The following is an 18019-nucleotide window of genomic DNA, read 5'->3' as shown; positions in this document are numbered from 1 at the left end:
TCATCTATCCTTTCTCTCAATACTCCCTTGTAAGACCGGTCTTTTTACATGAATCAGTATAGCATAGCAAACCTCTACGTTACATCTATTCAATCTCTAATTTACCTCTAAATTACTGGAAATAGTGTCGAATGTTCCTATAAAATGTTATACTGACCAGAGCAGATATGAAAGGGGATATATATTATGCGGATTCTGATCATTGAGGACGATATACAGCTATGTCAGACACTGGCCTATCGGCTGAAAAAAGAAGGAATTCATGCGGATCACTGCCATGACGGCGCAGAAGGACTGATGGCTGCAAGAGAAAATGCCCATGATCTTATATTACTGGACCGTATGCTGCCGTCTCTCTCCGGGACGGAAGTGCTCAGCCTCCTTAGAAAAGAGGGAAACAGCACGCCGGTGATACTGGTCACAGCTCTTGGGGAAGTGAAGGAGCGTGTGCAGGGGCTGGACTGCGGCGCAGACGATTATCTGGTCAAACCGATTGCGTTTGAGGAGCTGATGGCCCGGATACGGAGTATTGGACGAAGGCCGAGGAAGATGGACAGTGGAATGGAGCTGCATTATCTGGATTTATCTTTTGATATCCGCTCAAAGGTTCTCTCCTGCGGGGAAAATACCTGCAGGCTGTCGCGCACAGAAGGGGATTTGATGGAAGTTTTTCTGAAAAATCCCGGGCAGGTGCTGGCAAGAAAGAATATTGTCACAAAGGTATGGGGAATTGACACGGAAATTGAGGACGGCAATCTTGACAATTTTATTCATTTCCTGAGAAGAAGGCTGAAATCTGTGGGAAGCAGCCTGTCCATCCGGACCATTCGCGGCGTGGGCTACAGTCTGGAGGAATAGATGTATAAAAAACTCCGAAGAAAAATGACCCTGTTCTGTACAGCGGTCACCGGGATCATTCTTCTGGCTATGACATTTGCCGGGCTTCTGGCTTTTAAAAACCTGCTTGAGGCCAATGACGCGGCAGTGCATGACAAGGATATCAATTCTGTGCTGACTTATCTGGAAAACGGGGGCATGATCGATTATGAAAAGATCAGTGCAGTGGCAGACCCGCGTTTCTACACAATAGTTCTGTATGAAAACGGTGTGAGCTATACTTACAGTCCAGAAAAAGAAAAACAGAAGCTGATGGAAAAGGTGATTCAGAGGGCAGAGAATGCCTACGGATTTGACGTGTATGATCCGCCTGCAGGCAGAGGAAAAGAAAAACCCCTGGAATTTTCCATGAAAATAAATCATACAGAACATATGATAACGTTTGCGACAGTACCCTACCGGCACGGTACTTTCTGTGTCGCGGTCTCCTATGCAAGAGAGACACTGAATCATCAGATTTGGTACCTGTACCTTGTTTTTGCCGTCATAGATCTGACGGCCTTGGTACTTCTGCTTCTCTTTTCCTGGTTTTACACAGGCCGTATGCTGTCTCCTATTGAAAATAACAGAACAAAGCAGATGCAGTTTGTGGCATCTGCCTCCCATGAACTCCGTTCCCCGCTGGCTGTGATGCTGTCCAGCGCAGACGCCATGGCTGTGGCTGATGAGGAGGACAGACCCGGGTTTCACGAAATGATAAAGGCAGAGGGACAGAGAATGTCCCGGCTGGTGAATGATATGCTTTCTCTTGCAAGTGCGGACAATCAGTCCTGGTCCATGCATTTTGAAAAGGTTTCCCTGGATACCCTGTTCTCAGAAGTATATGGGAGGTATCATATGCTGGCAAAGAAAAAGGGTCTTAAGCTTCACATCAGCCTTCCGGAATGTGAGGAGAATCCAATAGTCCTCTGTGACGGGCAGCGTCTGGAGCAGGTACTGGACATACTGCTGGACAATGCTGTCAGTTATACACCGCAAGGCGGAACGATTTTGCTGGGATATGAAAAGGATGGGACAAAGTGGAAGTTCTTTGTGGCGGACAGCGGCCCCGGAATCCCGGACAAATGGAAGGAACGGATTTTTGACCGTTTCTTCAGAGGGGATGCCTCAAGAAAAGAGAAAAAGCATTTTGGCCTTGGCCTCAGTATTGCAGGGGAGATTGTCAGGCTTCATAAAGGGAAAATCTGGGTGGAGGACAGAAAAGGAGGAGGGAGTGTTTTTTATTTTACGGTTCCGGGATACAGAAATGGTTCAGAAAAAGCAGATGGTTTACTATAATTATATTATGTAAACTATATTGTGCTTATATAGGTAAGCGTCACGGCAGCGAGTATTTGATGATTAAAAAAACACACTGGAGAATTGTCACGGAAATCTCCAATGTGTTTTTTGTTTATATGAATAGAGATATGTCAGAGCATATTTTCTATTCTTTCTGTCTTACATGCCGTTTGGTCTGTGGATATAATCCCATGGATTTTTGTAAACACCGTTTACGCTTACGCCAAAGTGCAAATGATATCCTGTGGCAGCCCCTGTCATGCCCACATAGCCGATGAGCTGGCTTGCCTTGACTGTCTGTCCTTTTTTGACAACCGGATTGGAGATCATATGCATATAGATGGTGTGAAGGCCGTTTCCGTGGTCAATCTCCACGTAATTGCCTTCTCCGCCCCAGCCGTACCCTGCGTTGACCACTGTGCCTCCGGCAGCGGCAAGAATCCTGGAGTTGGCAGGTGCAGCCAGATCCACGCCCTTGTGATTGGTGGAACCAATTCCGCCCGGGCTGTCACGGTTCCCGAATTCACTGGATACATAAGTGATACTCGGACAGGGGAAGCACCACTCCCCGTTGCCATATTCCACTTCTGTGCGGACACCGTTTTCATCCAGGTAGTAGCCGTCCATGTAGGTATTCACAGCCATAGCACCGTTTGATTTGAAATAGTAGTAATTATCACCGATTTTCTGCCAGCCGGTCTGCATGACACCGTTTTTATTCAGATAATATTTGCTGCCTCCGACCGTAACAGAGCCGGTCTGCATGACACCGCTATTGTTAAAATAGTACCACTTTCCTCCTATTTGCTGCCAGCCGGTAAGTGTGATTCCGCTGCTGCTGAGATAATACTTCTTTCCTTTGATCGTCACCCATCCTGAGGACATGGCGCCGCTTGTGGGATTAAAGTAATAGGAGCAGCCTCCGATCTTCTGCCACCCTGTAAGCATGGCACCGCTGCCGTTCATATAGTACCAGGTATTCCCTAATCTGAGCCATCCGGTCTGCATGGCACCGCTGCCGTTAGAATAATACCAAGTTTTTCCCACTTTGTACCATCCGGTCTGCATGGCACCGCCTGAGGGATTCAGATAATACCAGGTGCCGCCCAGATTCAGCCAGCCAGTAGCCATGGCACCACTGCCGTTCAAATAATACCAGGTACCGCCCAGATTCAGCCATCCGGTCAGCATGGCACCGCTGCCGTTAGAATAATACCAGGTTTTTCCCACTTTGTACCATCCGGTCTGCATGGCACCACCTGAGGGATTCAGGTAATACCAGGTGCCGCCCAGATTCAGCCAGCCAGTAGCCATGGCACCACTGCCGTTCAAATAATACCAGGTACCACCCAGATTCAGCCAGCCGGTCAGCATGGCACCGCTGCCGTTAGAGTAATACCAGGTTTTACCTATCTTGTACCATCCGGTCTGCATGGCACCGCCTGAGGGATTCAGGTAATACCAGGTGCCGCCCAGATTCAGCCAGCCGGTCTGCATAGCACCACTGCCGTTCAAATAATACCAGGTACCGCCCAGATTCAGCCAGCCGGTCTGCATGGCACCGCTTCCATTGGAGTAATACCATGTTTTACCTACCTTGTACCAGCCTGTTTTCATAACTCCGTCTGAGGGGTTGAGATAATACCAGGTACCATTCAGATTCAGCCAGCCGAGAGCTGCCGCACCATTTCCCTGCAGATAATACCAGCGATTATTGATATACCGCCATCCGCCGGCTTCCATGGCACCGCTGCCGTTTAGATAATACAGACCTCCGCCTATTTTCTGCCATCCGGTGAGCATCACGCCTTTTTTGTTGAGATAATACCAGGTGCCGTTCAAATTCAGCCAGTTATTAATATGCAGAGAGCCATTTGGATATATGTAATACCATTGCTTGTTGTATTTTGTCCAGCCATTGCCGGTCAGCATGGCACCGTTTGATTTTAAAAGATATTTCTTTCCGTCTGCACTTAACAGGCCTGTCTTCATCTTTCCGTCTGTGCCCAGATAATACCAGGCACCGTTTAAATTCAGCCAGCCTTTGTTGTAAAGGGTTTGATTTTTGTTTACATAGTAATATGTCTTTCCACTTTTCAGCCATCCGGTTTTTGTATACAGACTGCCGTCGTCTGTTATATAATACAGCTTGCCGGAAAGTTTCAGGATAGTCTTTTGGTACATCAGGCCATCTTCCTGAAAGTAATATTTCTTTTTCTCTATGGTCTGCCAGCCTGTAGTTTTCAGACCCTGTTCATCCAGGTAATATGTGCCCTCTTCTAATGTAAGCCATCCGGTTGCAAGAGTACCGTCTTCCCTGTAGTAGTGAGTGCCGTCCTCCTCCTCTATCCAGCCTGTTTTCACAGGAACAGCCTGATTGTTCTCATCCGTGGGGACTTCAGGTGTTGGTTCGTCAGAAGGGGAATCCGCATCCTCCTTTTTTTCATCCGGGTCCTCCGCGGCATCACTGTCCGGATTGGGATCTGGCGGCTGTTCTTCATCTTTTATGATATCTTGTTCTGCACCGGGTTCGGGGACATTTTGGGAGGCTTCCTTTTCGCCGGTCTCGGCGTTTATGATATTCTCTTCCTGGGCCGCATAAATATTCTGCTGGCTCACCATCAAAGAAGCACTCAGTATCGCTCCGCACACCGCTGTCTTGATCAGTTTCTTATTCCTCATATTCTCCCCCTTACGCAAATGTACTTTCATCCAATATAATGGTAAAAGGTCCCTCGTTTACAAGCGATACCTGCATCAGGGCACCGAATCTGCCGGTTCTGACTACAGGGACTTGTTCTCTTGTCTTCTCGATGATATATTCATAAAGCGCTTCCGCCATCTGAGGTTCTCCTGCGCCAAAGAAGCTGGGCCGGTTGCCTTTTCTGCAGTTGGCGTACAGTGTGAACTGGGATATCAGAAGCACCTCCCCGCCCACATCGGCCAGAGACAGGTTTGTCTTTCCTTCTGCATCCGTAAAGATCCGGAGATTGACCATTTTCTTAATGTACTGGTCTGCAGTCTCTTTTGTGTCCTCCCTGCCGATTCCCACTAAAACAAGAAATCCGCGGTTGATTCTGCCGATGCACTCCCCTTCCACATGGACAGACGCCTCACTGACTTTTTGAATTACAAATTTCATTTACGCAAAAAACTCCTTTTTTTCTTTTCTTTCTCGTCTTTCTCTTCCTCAGGAACCATTTTTACCGGCTCCAGGGTTTCCGGATTGATAAAATCCACATTCTGATACCTATTCTCCTCTGTAGGCAGATCCTTCTTTTTCAGCCAGGAATTGCGCAGGTATTTAAGGCCTGCCACAATAACAGCCCACACCGGCACACCGATGATCATGCCCGGAATGCCAAGCAGTCCGCCGAACAGCAGAATAGCCACAATGACCATGAAACTGGAAAGGCCTGTGGAGCCGCCCAGAATCTTTGGGCCAAGAATATTACCGTCAAACTGCTGTAGCAGCAGGATGGTGATCAGGAAGTACAAACACTGCATGGGATTGACCAGCAGTATGATAAAGGCACTGGGTATGGCGCCCAGGTACGGTCCGAAGAACGGGATCACATTGGTCACACCAACGATCACACTGACCAGGATTGCATAGGGGGTTCCGATGATGGAGGTAAGGATATAACACAGAACACCGATAATGGCAGAGTCTACGATCTTACCGTTGACAAAACCGCCGAAGGTCCTGTTCACAAAACGGCAGCCTTTGATGATGTCATTGGCTCTCTCCGCATCAAACGCAGCGTAGATGAACATTTTTCCCTGTGTGAGAAATCCTTCTTTGTCAGCCATCAGATAGACGGAAATAATGGCACCGATCAAAAAGTTCTTGATAAAGACCAGCGCGCCGAACACACCTGTGGTAAACTGCTGCAGAACCTCTTTCACCTGGGGAAGAAGCTGGACATTCATCCAGGTCTCCACCTTAGAGGAATAGCTGTTGAAGAAATCAATGGCTGTGGAACGCAGCTCAGGATTGTTCTTCAGAATGGAATTCAGCCAGTTTCCCACATTCTGCACGTATCTGGGCATGTCATTGATGATGCTGATGATACTTTCCACAATAGACGGCACAATCATGGCCATCAGGGAATAGATGATCAGCAGCGCAAACAGCAGCGCAAAAAAGACAGAGATATAGCGGACTGCTTTTTTCTTCTTTTTATTGATATCCATCTTCTTTCTCTTCATAAGAGGAAAGAAGATCTTCCGTTCCTGAAAATTCACAACCGGTGTCAGCAGATAGGCGATGACCACTCCGAAGATTACCGGCATCATGACACTGCTCAGAATACGAAATCCCCGTATGAGCACGTCCATATGAAAAATCCCAAAATAAAAGAGCATACTGGCACAAATAACTGCAAATGCTGTAACGCCCCAATACAAATATTTTTTATCCCAACGAAACTTCATGTTAAGCCTCCGATTATGCATAAACTGGAATCATTATAACATGAAATTTATTATTTGTGTCATAATTCTGTAAAAAAGTTATTTATTTTTTTAAATTTCTATGATATATTCAATTATGCTACGGAGGATAATGATATGAAATTACAGAAATTACTGAGTCTCACCAGAAAAGCGGTGGATGAGTTCTCACTCATAGAGGACGGGGATAAGATCGCTGTGGGTGTATCAGGAGGAAAAGACAGCCTGACCATGCTCTATGCACTCCACGGGCTGATGCGCTTCTACCCCCATCCCTTTTCCATAGAAGTGATCACTGTGGACCTGGGGCATCCCGGGTTCCATGTGGAGAAAATAAAAGAACTGTGTGATTCCCTGGGGCTGCCGTTCACGGTGGTGAAGACAGACATCGCGCAGATCATCTTTGATGAGCGGAAAGAGAGCAATCCCTGTTCCCTCTGCGCAAAGATGCGGAAAGGAGCCCTCAACGAGGAGGCGAAGAAACTGGGCTGCAATAAGGTGGCGTATGCCCATCATAAGGATGATGTGGTGGAAACCATGCTCCTCTCCCTGATTTTTGAGGGAAGGTTCCACACTTTCTCGCCCAAAACCTATCTGGACCGCATGGATTTGACGGTGATCCGTCCGCTGCTCTATGTGGAGGAGGCAGACGTCATTGGATTTAAAAATAAATATGACCTGCCGGTGGAGAAAAGTCCCTGCCCGGTAGACGGATATACCAAAAGGCAGTATGCCAAGGAACTGCTCCGGGACCTTACAAAAGAACATCCGGGGACAAAAGAGCGCATGTTTACCGCCATTTTAAACAGCAATATAAACGGATGGGATAAAAGAATACCGAAATAAACACAGAAAATAAGGAGCTGTGCAGAATTTATGTTCTGCACAGCTCCTTCTAGATAGTATCGGCAGAAATCGGAATCTGCCTTATTTCGCTCTTCTGCCTTCTTTGATCTCAATGGCTCTCTTGATCATTTCCACACAGCCATCAATGCCCAGTACGCCGCTGTTCAGGCATAAGTCATAACTGGTGGCATCTCCCCATTTTTTGCTGGTGTAGTAATTATAGTAGCTGGCTCTTCTCTTGTCTGTCTTCTGGATTCTGTCTTTTGCAGCAGAATCTGTCAGTTCATGCTTTCTTGCGATCCTCTTGATCCGTTTATCCAGATCAGCATGTATAAATACGCTGATCGCACCTTCATAATCGGAAAGCGCATAATCCGCGCAGCGGCCCACAATCACGCAGGGCGCTTCGGAAGCCAGCTTTTTGATGGTGTCAAACTGTGCCAGGAATACCTTGTGGTTGATGGGCATATCGGTAAATGCCGCAGAGGAATAGCCAAAGGAATATGTATCCATGACCAGGGAATACAAAAAACTGTTGGTTGGTTTTTCATCGTTGTTCTCGAATAACTCCTGACATAATCCGCTGTCCTTGGCTGCCCTGTCAAGAAGCTCCTTATCATAACATTTGATGCCCAGTTCTTCAGCCAGACGCAGGCCCACTTCTTTACCGCCGCTTCCGTATTGTCTTCCAATTGTAATTACCGTATTTGCTGCCATAATCAAACACTCCTCTCTATTCGATAATCCCCTCTCTCTGACATTGTTGTAGCAATGCATCAGACAAATGTGGAATTATTATCTTACTATAACTATTATAATCTATTTTATCCAATCTGTATATAAAATTTATATTATTTTATCGGAATTTTATGAGAAGTTTTTCAAAATATTCCGGCAGAGGTGCTGTAAACTCCAGGTACTCTTTCGTGGCCGGATGGATAAAGCCTAAAACCATAGCGTGCAGTGTCTGGCCTTCCAGTCCGGATACCGGACATTTTCTGGGGCCATACACCAAATCTCCTAAAAGGGGATGCCCGATGCTGCTCATATGCACACGGATCTGGTGGGTACGCCCTGTTTCCAGGCGGCATTCGATATACGTGTAGTTTCCGAAACGCTCCAGCACCCTGTAATGTGTGACAGCCGGTTTGCCGTTTTTCTGGTTGACTGCCATTTTTTTGCGCTCCGTGGGATGACGGCCGATGGGACCCTCTACAGTACCCTCATCTTCTGTCAGGTTTCCGTGTACGATCGCCCGGTACCGCCGTGTGATGCTGTGGTCTTTTAACTGCTGTGCCAGATCTCTGTGTGCCAGGTCTGTCTTGCACACAAGAAGGGCGCCGGTAGTGTCCTTGTCAATGCGGTGTACAATGCCGGGACGGAGCACGCCGTTGATACCGGATAAATTACCTCTGCAGTGATGCAGGAGGGCATTCACCAATGTGCCGCTGTAATGGCCCGCACTTGGGTGCACCACCATTCCCTTTGGCTTATCCACCACAAGCAGATGCTCGTCTTCATATAAAACGGACAGGGGAATATCTTCCGGCAGAATATCCGGTTCTCTGTTGTCCGGGATAAAGACACAAATCTCGTCATCCTCAGCCAGTTGGTAGCTGGACTTTACCGGTTTATCTCCCACTGTGACATTTCCGTCTTTTAACTGCTTCTGAAGGAAGGAACGGGAGTAGCCGTCAAGTTCCAGGGCCAGATATTTGTCAATACGCTCCCCTGCCTGTGAGGGGTCAGCCAAAAGGCAGATTCTTTTCATTTTACATTCCCTTTCCATGATAAAAACGCAAAATCTTCCTCCTTGTAGAGGAACAAAAAGGAGATCAAAAATAACGCCATGGAGACTACCACATAGATATCCGCCACATTAAAGACAGGAAAATTAATGGGGGAAAAGTAAATAAAATCCACAACATAATTCAGCCGGACACGGTCAAGGAAGTTTCCGATTGCCCCGGCGGAGATGACAAAGCAGATTATCCGCAATAGCAGATACTTTCTTTTTACAGGCATACGCCAGAGGACATAGAGCACAGCGCACAGTATGACAACGGTTATAATGCCAAAGAAAATAAACTGGTTCTGGAAAAGGCCAAAAGCAGCGCCCCTGTTTTCCAGATAATGCAGATAGAGCACATTGGGGATCAGGGGAATATCCGTCTGGTCCTTCAGATGCCGGACAGCCAGGTATTTTGTCCACTGGTCCAGTCCGGTCAAAAGAGTTACGCTGATGAGAAACTGCATCAGCACAGTTATTTTTTTTGTTTTCTGATTCATGTTCATCTCCCTGCGGCTACTCCAGTATTTCCCGGATAGCGGTGAGCAGTTCTTCATCTGTCACGGTCTTATCCACCACCGCGTATCCCGGTTCTTTCATAAGAATGAATTTGATCCTGCCCTGCTCCATTTTTTTATCGGACTTTGTGACGCTTAATACTTCCTCTGCGCGCAGCCCGTTTGTGGAAACGGGCAGGCCAAAAGCCTCCAGAAGCTGCTTTACATTTTCATACTCCTCCACTGTGATCATGCCGCGCCGCATGGATAAGTATGCGGCGGCCACCGTGCCGACTGCCACGCACTGACCGTGGAGCAGGCGGAAATCCTTTAGCTTTTCAACTGCATGGCCAACTGTATGGCCCATATTCAAAACAGCCCGTTCTCCCTGTTCTGTGGGGTCATTTTCAACCACAGTCTTTTTGATGACACAGCTTCTGCAGATCATCTCGGAAAGGGTATCCGTGTCAAGGGCAAGTATTTTGGCACGGTTTTCATACAGCCAACGGGAATAGGAGGCGTCACGGATAAATCCGTGTTTCACAACCTCCCCCATACCGCAGGAAAACTGCTCCAGGGGCAGCGTGCACAATGTGCTCACATTCATATATACCATGCGGGGCTGATGGAACGCACCCACCATATTTTTGTATTTTAAGAAATCCACACCTGTCTTGCCGCCGATACTGCTGTCCACCTGGGCCAGAAGTGTGGTGGGTACCTGAATAAAGTCAATTCCCCGCAGATAGGTAGCCGCCGCAAATCCAGTCATATCACCTACCACACCGCCCCCGAGGGCAACCAGAAAATCCTTCCGGTCAAAGTGCATTTCGATCAAATGCTGGTATATCCCCTGGACCTGTTCCAGTGTCTTATTCTCCTCCCCGGCGGGAAGCACATGGGAAGTCACAAAGCAGGCACACCGTTCCAGCTCTTTTTTTACGGTATTTAAATACAGCGGAGCAACCGTGCTGTCCGTCACAATGCAGAATTTTCTCCCGGAGAATTCCAGTCTCTTAAGCTGCGCGGATAAATCCGAAAAATCCTTGCGGAATATAATGGGATAGGAAAAATCCCCGTCTCTTCTAACCTGTAATATGTCTGCTGTCATTCTTTTCACTCCTGTCTTAACAATATCTGGCCAGGCTTATATGATACCTGTTCTTTTTTGTGATGCCTCCCACTTCCTCAAAACGGAACTTTCCTCTGCCGCGCACAGACACAATATCCCCTTCCTTCAGGTTATATCCGTTGGAGAGAATGTTTTTTCCGTTCACAAATACCTTTCCCCCTTCGATCAGAGAGATGATACTGCTTCTGGAAGTGGAAAATGCCAGTGCGATGACACTGTCCAGCCTCACAGAGGAAACCGTGCCGGAAACTTTTTCTGTTTTCAGGACAGGCACATCCTCCAGCGCATCAAGAAGCTTTGGCACTACGTTCGTATGGCGGACGCGGCACAATTCCTGCATGAGAAACGGCGCCATGTTCTCATGGCAGAAGACATGGGCTGTCTTCCCGTCCACCAGGATATCCCCGATCTTGCTTCTCTCAATACCCAGGTTTAATATGGCTCCCAGATAATCCCTGTGCGTCAGGCTCTCTGCGAATTTCTCCGCCGCAGGCCGGATCTGGATGCAGGAGATGGGATAATCCTGCTGAAAGAAAAGAGCATCAGGGATGAATGCTGCCATCTGACGCTCTGCCAATGCATAGCCTCCGAAGGTCTCCACTTTGACCCCTGATTCATTCTTTGGCAGGCTGTGCAACATATGCAATTCATTTAAGTCCAGAAAATCAGAGAAAGTAAGAACACCGCGGTAATAGGCATTCTTACTTAACTCTTTCATACGTTTTTCAAATAAAACTTCTTTTTCCATGGTTTGTCCACTCTGTCCTTAATATTCGGTCCGTATGGACGGGATGTCAAAAGCACCGCTTAATATCTGCTGATAGTCTCCTGTAATGTCCACGCTTGCCGGTGTCAGAATAAATATGTAGCTGGACACTTTCTGCAGGCTTCCGCCTATGGAATAGCAGGAACCTGAAGTAAAATCAATGATCCTCTGTGCAACTTCCATATCCAGGCCTTCCAGGTTCAGGATAACGGTGCAGTTGGCGATCAGTGTATCTGCAATCTCTCTGGTATCTTCCATATTGGTGGGCTTGATCACGCAGACTTCCATCGCGCTGCCTGTTCTTTTTACCTGACGCATCGGGGTAACCTTGGAGGAGGAAGCGGAAGCTGAAGATGGGGACTTGACCGTCTTTTGCGGTTTGGCTGTCTTGGCAGCTTTGGGAGCAGGCTGTTTCTCCGCTCTTCTGCGCGGTTCGTAGTCATCTAAGTCGTCATCATCTTCCTCTAATTTTTTGAAGAAACGTCTCTTGGGTTTTTCGTCATCGAAGTCGTCATCGAACTCATCATCCAGAAATTCGTCATCGTCGTAATCGTCGTTCACTTTGATTGCATCTAAAAACTTATCTAAAACACCCATGATAAAATCTCCAATCTTATTTGCTATAATCTCTTTCTCCGAAGATGCCGGTTCCTACACGGACCATGGTGGCACCCTCTTCAATGGCAACCTCATAATCACCAGTCATGCCCATGCTGAGCACGGCCATAGTAACATTATTAAATTTTTTCTCTTCAATGTCAACACTTAATTTTCTTAAATTTCTAAAAACTTCCCTGTTTTCTTCAGCATTTTCAACAAATGGGGCGATGGTCATCAGGCCCTTCACCGAAATATTCGGAAGTTTTGAAATGGACTCTGCCAGTGCTGCCGTCTCTTCCGGGCGTACACCGAATTTGCTGTCCTCACCGGCCACATTGACCTCAATGAGAATATTGGCTGTGACGTTTTTCTTTCCGGCTTCCTGGCTGATTGCCTCTGCCAGGCGCAGGGAATCCACGGAGTGGATCAGAAAGGATTTGTCCACAATGTATTTTACTTTATTTCTCTGCAGATGCCCGATCATGTGCCAGCGGATATGGGAGGGAAGTGCCTCCTCCTTGGCGGTCAGCTCCTGTACCTTATTCTCGCCGAAATCCACTACGCCCAGAGGGAGAAGCTCCTCTATCATGGACATGGGTTTTGTCTTGCTCACTGCGATCAGGGTAACTTCATCCCGGCTCCTTCCGGCACGCCGGCAGGCTTCTTTTACTTTTTCTTCCACTGCAAGATAATTTTCACATACACTCATGTTTCATCTCTCCTTACTTTCCTGTCAGTATATCTTCTTCTTTTACGCTCTCTCCGTCCTCCACAATTCTGTCAAAGGCTTCCAGACCGTAAGAAGTGTTGGTTTTTACAATACAGTATTCTTCATTCTGGTCAATGATATCAATCTGCCGGAACACCGCGTATCCTTTGTTCATGCTGTAGACGCCCTCCAGATAATCAATCTCACCGACCACAAAGGTTTCCTCTGTTTCCGGCTTACGGAGTACGTCCCCGTCCTTAAAGGTCTGCTTGTCCACATAACAATAACCGTCCTTGGAGCCGGTGTCATCGGTGTTTTCGGATACCTCTGTATCCTGACTCTCTTCCGCTGTATTTTTATAAATCGTGGCTGATACAAACTCTGTTGTCTTTTCGCCGCCCTTGGTGACTGTCTCCCGGAGAAATCCGGCGGAATCCTCGTTGCCGCCTTTCGTCAGAAAAGAAGAGGGAATCATATAGAATTCTTTGGTGACAATAGAGCTCATGGGTATTTTTAAACCGCTCTGGGTGTTGATGACCAGTTCTATCTTCAGAAACCGGTCAGCAGCATAGCGCACCATGCCGTTTTTCAGGGCGATCTTCGCCACTTTTTGGCTTCCCACATTCATTATGGAGAGCTGTCCTGTCTGTGTCTCGCCGTCCTTTAAAAACTTCACTTTGATGCTGCTGCGGTCTGCAAGCTTGGCAGCCAGTTTATCGGAGAGAGGGACCATAAGGGTCCAGTTATCATCCCGGATCAGTTTATAGACCGGGTCTCCGGCCTTGATCTCTTCGTCTGTGAGAAGGTCATTTTTCTCGTAGGCTTTCTGGCTGAAATCCTCCTCCGTCAGATCCTCCACGGTCTTTCCCTCATACCCGTCTGTGGAATACACCACAAGACCGGCATTCGGCGCTGTATGTACCACCTGGTTTCCAAAAGTCTTGGACCCCTGGATGACAGTTACGCCGCTCTCCTCTTCGTCATCCTCCACAGCGTCAGCCGGCGCTTTCTGGGAAGATAATGCCTGTTGGAAGATAAGACCCTGCATCTCATATTTGAAGCTGTAGGTATCGTAGAAATCCGTACCGCTGAAGTTGTTGGAAAAATCCGCGATCCTAGCGCGTACTTCCTCCAACTGGTCTTTGGACAGTGTGATGTCAGCCTTGACATTTTTGGTATCACTCAGAGCATAGACATTGCCGTTCTTGCGTACTTTCATTCCCTCCCTGGCATAGTAGCGCACATATCCGGGGCTTTCCGCAGTGACGATCTCCTCATCTCTGACAGCTAAGGCTGTGCTGACCGGGTTCCTGGACAAGGGTCCGGCTGTCACCTGATAGGAAGTGACATGGGTGGAGGTGATATAGAGCAGAACCGTTATCAGCATATAAATGAACAGTGCCCCGAAAAGCAGTGTGGCGATATTAAAAGTAAAAATCTTTTTTATGATTTTCAGCAGGTTTTTTATGAATGTCAATATTTTTTCTCTCAATTGGAATGAAAATCTCCTTTCATTATCGTTTTCCATTTTAACATTTTCAGCATTTAAGTACAATAGCCAATTTTATTGTATAAAAATTATAAATAATGCAGAAAATAGAAAAAGATAAAGGAGGAATTATCATGAAATCAAATGGATTAGATTATACCGCATTGGTTATTACCGTTATCGGTGCCCTCAACTGGGGATTAATCGGACTGTTCCGTTTTAATCTGGTTACATTCCTGTTCGGAGACATGACATGGCTTTCCAGAATTGTATATGTCATCGTAGGAATCTGCGGACTCTATCTGCTGAGCCTCTTCGGAAGGATCACATCTCTGGGTGACCGCTGAGCACGCACAAAAAGAAGCCGCCGCACGCCTGGTTTTTTCAGGGTGTGCAGCGGCTTTTTGCTCTTTTGTTTTGTTTATTTTATAAGGATGTAACGATCATATGCTTTACATCTTCAGGAAGATCCTTTTCGTCTTTTGAAAGGCTGATAATAAAGGAAATCTTATAAGTCTCTGAAATCTTTTCAAGGCTGGCCATAACTTTTGAAATATTCTCCGGACAGGATTCCAGTCTGGAAATCTTCAGGAAACCATCCAGGTACATCTGCTCCAAATCATGATCCTGGGAAACAATACCGCGGATAAAACCAACGAATTCATCACTGTTCTCAATACCGTATTCCATCACATCAATCAGACGGATTTTATTATTCAGCTCATACATGTGCTTTGTACTCTTATCTAAGTAAACAACTGAGCCGTTCGCGTTCTTGACCTCAGCATTAGCCTTGTCTAGAAGAATTTTTGTCTTTCCTTTACCTTTTTCACCTACAATTAACTGAACCATCGCATTTTCCTCCTTAGCCGCACGTAATATGTATATTTACTAAAAACGTGGTTATCTTGGAATTAATTATAGTGCATTTCGTTCAAAAATACAATGGTAAAATAAAAAATTTCTGCTATTTTTTGAAATTTCATTTTTTCTTCAGGAACGGTTCACTTTCTCCAGAAGCTGGTTCATTCGCTCATACAAAACAGGTTTGTTTTCTGCATCCAGAACGATGGACACATATGGTTCCCCATAGTTATTCTGTACCATTAAAGCCAGGCAGGCGCCTGCTTTTCCCGTGGTACCGGTCTTGCCGCCCAGGATGGTAACGCCCTTTGGTGCGCTGGACTCGCCTGTCAGATACTGGTCTGTGGCATCCAGCCACTTCTGCATGGCAGTTCCGTCCGCTGCTTTGTAATTAATGGTATAATTGCTTAACTGGGTGATATCTGTGAACTCCTGATGTTTCATGGCTTCATTTAACATCAGATAAATGTCGTAGACCGTGGTGTAATGGTCATCATCGTGAAGACCGTGTGGGTTCACAAAATGTGTTCCCGTCATACCGAGACGCTGGGCCTCCTCATTCATCATATCCACAAAGCTTTCCACACTGCCGCCTACGGTTCTGGCAATAGCCATGGCCGCGTCATTGGCGGAATAGACAAGAAGCGCATGGAAGAGCTGGTCCATGGATATCTGGTCTCCCTCCAAAAGCCCGCAGACCTGGGAATCTGCCTCAAGCTGGACGTCCTGTGCCTGAATGGTCACAACCTCATCCATGTTCGCCTTATCAAGAGCTACCAGTGCTGTCATGATCTTGGTGATACTAGCCGGATAGGATTTCTCGTACAGAGATTTTGAAAAAAGCAGTTTTTTATCTTTGATATCAAAGAGCGCTGCCCTCTCCTCCCCCTGTGTCTCAATCCCTTCCAGAGGTGTGTCACCTGCGCCCACGCACAAATCCGCTGCCACGCCTTCCGCCACCAGGGAATCCTCGCCTATGGTCTGACCGAATACTTCGGTGGTCAGCTTAAAAGCCATGGGTGCATCCACCGCCTGTTTTCCCTTCAGCATGAAAATCCCCAGGACACCTGCCAGAAGCAGGATGACGAAAAACATACTGAGAAACAGGGTGCGTCTGATCTTACGTTTTCTCTGTGCTTTTTTGGAAAGCCTTTTTTTCGGTTTATTTGTACATTTCACGCCAGTCTAACTCTCCTCTGTCAAGTGATTTGATCATCATTTCTGCTGTTGCAAGATTGGTTGCCAGCGGGATATTATGTGTATCACACAGATGAAAAATCCGTTTTACATCCGGATCATGCTTCTGCGGTGCCAGCGGCTCACGCAGATAAATGATAAGGTCCATCTGGTTCTGCTCGATCAAAGCGCCCATCTGCTGTTCCCCGCCCAGGTGTCCGGCCAGGAATTTGTGTACTGTTAGATTGGAAGCCTCCTCAATGAGCCTGCCTGTTGTGCCGGTGGCGTACAGGTCATTTTTTGACAGGACGCTCCTGTAGGCAATGCAGAAGTTCTGCATTAATTTTTTCTTAGAGTTGTGTGCGATTAATCCGATGTTCACGATTTTTCTACCTCCCTGTAGGTTCTGTTTTTCTGAAGACTGACATTTAACACCAGTCCCATACCGATATAAAGGCTTACCATGGAAGAAAGCCCATAGCTGACAAAGGGAAGCGGCGTACCTGTGTTGGGGCCAAGTCCCGTTGCCACGCAGATGTTGATAAAGCTCTGTACTGCTATTATGGAAGCCATACCGTAGCATATAAGGCTGCCGGATAGATCTTTGGCCCTCCTGCCCGTCCTCATACATTCAAAGATGATCAAAAACATAAGCAGCAGTAGCGCCGTACAGCCCAGAAATCCCAGTTCCTCACCTGCAACGGAAAAGATAAAGTCTGTCTGGCTCTCCGATACAAAGTTTCCCTTGTTGGCAGTTGCCACCTCATTGTTGTTTAATCCTTTTCCTGTCAGTTTTCCGGAACCGATGGCCATGATGGAATTCTGCTGCTGGAGGACATCGTCGGAATATTCTTCCTCCTCAGGATACAAAAATGTCATGATTCGGTCTCTCTGGTAATCTTTTATGAGCTTCTGGTCCGGCTGTATAACGATGAACAGAAATACAACCACCAGAGGTATGGCAATCAGCAGCGCCCCACCTATAATTTTATAACTCAGTCCTGCGAGATACAGCAGTATACAGAAAAGTATAGCAATTGTGATGGTATTTTTCAAGTCCGGCTGGTTATAAATCAGAAGCAGAGGTATGGCGATCAGCACCACTGTCTTCAATATTGTCTTAAATGTATTCAAATCTTCCTCGTGTTCCATTAAGTAGCGTGCGAGAAACAGAATGATGATGATCTTCGACAGCTCTGTGGGCTGGAACTGGAAACTTCCGATACTCAGCCATCTGGCGGCACCTTTTGATTCCGTACCGAACAGCCGTACCAGAAGAAGCATGAGGATATTGCCCACATACATGATCCAGTAAAAGTTCAGGATCCAGCTGAAATCCATCAGGGATATGATCACCATGACGATAAACCCCAGCATCATACCGAAGAACTGCTTTTTCTGCAGATCCGGTTCCGCACTTCCTACCAGCAGCACTCCCATAAAGGTGAGCACAACCAGAAACAGCACCAGTCTGAAATTATAGTCGCGTAGTTTATATTGTTTAATCATGAAAACACC

General features: G+C 46.8%; 19 protein-coding genes. 4 read left to right on the top strand and 15 right to left on the bottom strand.

The features are described 5' to 3' along the window. Window positions 1–186: 186 nt before the first annotated feature. Complete coding sequence (locus V8Q34_RS03925; RefSeq protein WP_033142288.1) at window positions 187–858, top strand: response regulator transcription factor; 672 nt, start codon at window positions 187–189, stop codon at window positions 856–858. Next, window positions 859–2175: a sensor histidine kinase gene (locus V8Q34_RS03920; protein WP_335834862.1), complete on the top strand. Its 1317-nt coding sequence runs from the start codon at window positions 859–861 to the stop codon at window positions 2173–2175. A gap of 162 nt (window positions 2176–2337) precedes the next feature. On the opposite strand, the gene V8Q34_RS03915 is transcribed toward V8Q34_RS03920, so the two are convergent. Genes V8Q34_RS03915 through V8Q34_RS03905 form a run of 3 tightly spaced genes read right to left on the bottom strand, consistent with a single transcriptional unit; the run spans window position 2338 to window position 6615 of the window. Next, window positions 2338–4860 (bottom strand): peptidoglycan DD-metalloendopeptidase family protein, encoded by a 2523-nt coding sequence (locus V8Q34_RS03915; RefSeq protein ID WP_158588602.1) that lies wholly within the window; start codon window positions 4858–4860, stop codon window positions 2338–2340. 10 nt (window positions 4861–4870) lie between these two features. Further along, entirely contained in the window at window positions 4871–5320 is a 450-nt protein-coding gene (gene dtd, locus V8Q34_RS03910; RefSeq protein WP_335834861.1) for a D-aminoacyl-tRNA deacylase, read from the bottom strand. Continuing rightward, a complete protein-coding gene (locus V8Q34_RS03905; RefSeq protein ID WP_033142404.1) occupies window positions 5317–6615 on the bottom strand; it encodes an AI-2E family transporter in 1299 nt (432 codons plus the stop codon). The genes dtd and V8Q34_RS03905 overlap by 4 nt, the downstream gene beginning before the upstream one ends. Window positions 6616–6750: 135 nt before the next feature. On the opposite strand from V8Q34_RS03905, the gene V8Q34_RS03900 reads away from it, so the two are divergent. Beyond that, window positions 6751–7479, top strand: coding sequence for a tRNA 2-thiocytidine biosynthesis TtcA family protein (locus tag V8Q34_RS03900; RefSeq protein ID WP_033142405.1), 729 nt, complete (start codon window positions 6751–6753; stop codon window positions 7477–7479). Between the two features lie 81 nt (window positions 7480–7560). Here the strand turns inward: V8Q34_RS03900 and V8Q34_RS03895 are convergent, their stop codons facing one another. From V8Q34_RS03895 to V8Q34_RS03860, 8 genes are all read right to left on the bottom strand, one after another. Then, window positions 7561–8196 (bottom strand): cytidylate kinase-like family protein, encoded by a 636-nt coding sequence (locus V8Q34_RS03895; protein ID WP_033142406.1) that lies wholly within the window; start codon window positions 8194–8196, stop codon window positions 7561–7563. A gap of 139 nt (window positions 8197–8335) precedes the next feature. Next, window positions 8336–9250: an RluA family pseudouridine synthase gene (locus tag V8Q34_RS03890; RefSeq protein WP_335834860.1), complete on the bottom strand. Its 915-nt coding sequence runs from the start codon at window positions 9248–9250 to the stop codon at window positions 8336–8338. Beyond that, complete coding sequence (gene lspA, locus V8Q34_RS03885; RefSeq protein ID WP_335834859.1) at window positions 9247–9768, bottom strand: signal peptidase II; 522 nt, start codon at window positions 9766–9768, stop codon at window positions 9247–9249. The genes V8Q34_RS03890 and lspA overlap by 4 nt, the downstream gene beginning before the upstream one ends. 16 nt (window positions 9769–9784) lie before the next feature. Continuing rightward, entirely contained in the window at window positions 9785–10876 is a 1092-nt protein-coding gene (gene aroB, locus V8Q34_RS03880; protein WP_335834858.1) for a 3-dehydroquinate synthase, read from the bottom strand. 16 nt (window positions 10877–10892) lie between these two features. Beyond that, the gene (locus V8Q34_RS03875; RefSeq protein ID WP_033142409.1) at window positions 10893–11645 is read right to left on the bottom strand and encodes a YlmH family RNA-binding protein; all 753 of its coding nucleotides are present in this window, start codon (window positions 11643–11645) and stop codon (window positions 10893–10895) included. A gap of 18 nt (window positions 11646–11663) precedes the next feature. Then, a complete protein-coding gene (locus V8Q34_RS03870) occupies window positions 11664–12260 on the bottom strand; it encodes a cell division protein SepF (RefSeq protein WP_033142410.1) in 597 nt (198 codons plus the stop codon). 16 nt (window positions 12261–12276) lie between these two features. Then, window positions 12277–12972, bottom strand: a complete 696-nt coding sequence (locus V8Q34_RS03865) for a YggS family pyridoxal phosphate-dependent enzyme (RefSeq protein WP_335834857.1) — start codon at window positions 12970–12972, stop codon at window positions 12277–12279. Between the two features lie 13 nt (window positions 12973–12985). Next, on the bottom strand, window positions 12986–14449 hold the full coding sequence (locus V8Q34_RS03860; RefSeq protein WP_335834856.1) for an HlyD family efflux transporter periplasmic adaptor subunit: 1464 nt from the start codon (window positions 14447–14449) through the stop codon (window positions 12986–12988). Between the two features lie 146 nt (window positions 14450–14595). Between V8Q34_RS03860 and V8Q34_RS03855 the strand changes: the two genes are divergently transcribed. Beyond that, window positions 14596–14808: a DUF378 domain-containing protein gene (locus V8Q34_RS03855; protein ID WP_033142413.1), complete on the top strand. Its 213-nt coding sequence runs from the start codon at window positions 14596–14598 to the stop codon at window positions 14806–14808. Between the two features lie 79 nt (window positions 14809–14887). Here the strand turns inward: V8Q34_RS03855 and V8Q34_RS03850 are convergent, their stop codons facing one another. The 4 genes from V8Q34_RS03850 to V8Q34_RS03835 all read right to left on the bottom strand — a co-directional run bounded on the left by V8Q34_RS03850 (window position 14888) and on the right by V8Q34_RS03835 (window position 18010). Further along, window positions 14888–15313 carry a hypothetical protein gene (locus V8Q34_RS03850; RefSeq protein WP_033142414.1) on the bottom strand — a complete coding sequence of 142 codons (426 nt, stop codon included), beginning with the start codon at window positions 15311–15313 and terminating at the stop codon, window positions 14888–14890. Between the two features lie 141 nt (window positions 15314–15454). Next, a complete protein-coding gene (locus tag V8Q34_RS03845; protein ID WP_033142415.1) occupies window positions 15455–16504 on the bottom strand; it encodes a D-alanyl-D-alanine carboxypeptidase family protein in 1050 nt (349 codons plus the stop codon). Continuing rightward, window positions 16488–16883: a methylglyoxal synthase gene (locus V8Q34_RS03840; RefSeq protein ID WP_033142416.1), complete on the bottom strand. Its 396-nt coding sequence runs from the start codon at window positions 16881–16883 to the stop codon at window positions 16488–16490. The genes V8Q34_RS03845 and V8Q34_RS03840 overlap by 17 nt, the downstream gene beginning before the upstream one ends. Next, window positions 16880–18010, bottom strand: a complete 1131-nt coding sequence (locus V8Q34_RS03835; RefSeq protein WP_033142417.1) for an FtsW/RodA/SpoVE family cell cycle protein — start codon at window positions 18008–18010, stop codon at window positions 16880–16882. The genes V8Q34_RS03840 and V8Q34_RS03835 overlap by 4 nt, the downstream gene beginning before the upstream one ends. Window positions 18011–18019: the final 9 nt, after the last annotated feature.

The organism is Blautia sp. JLR.GB0024 (assembly GCF_037000545.1).
In the GTDB taxonomy this organism is placed as follows: Bacteria; Bacillota; Clostridia; order Lachnospirales; family Lachnospiraceae; genus Blautia; species Blautia celeris.
This window is presented reverse-complemented; position numbering and strand designations above follow the sequence as displayed.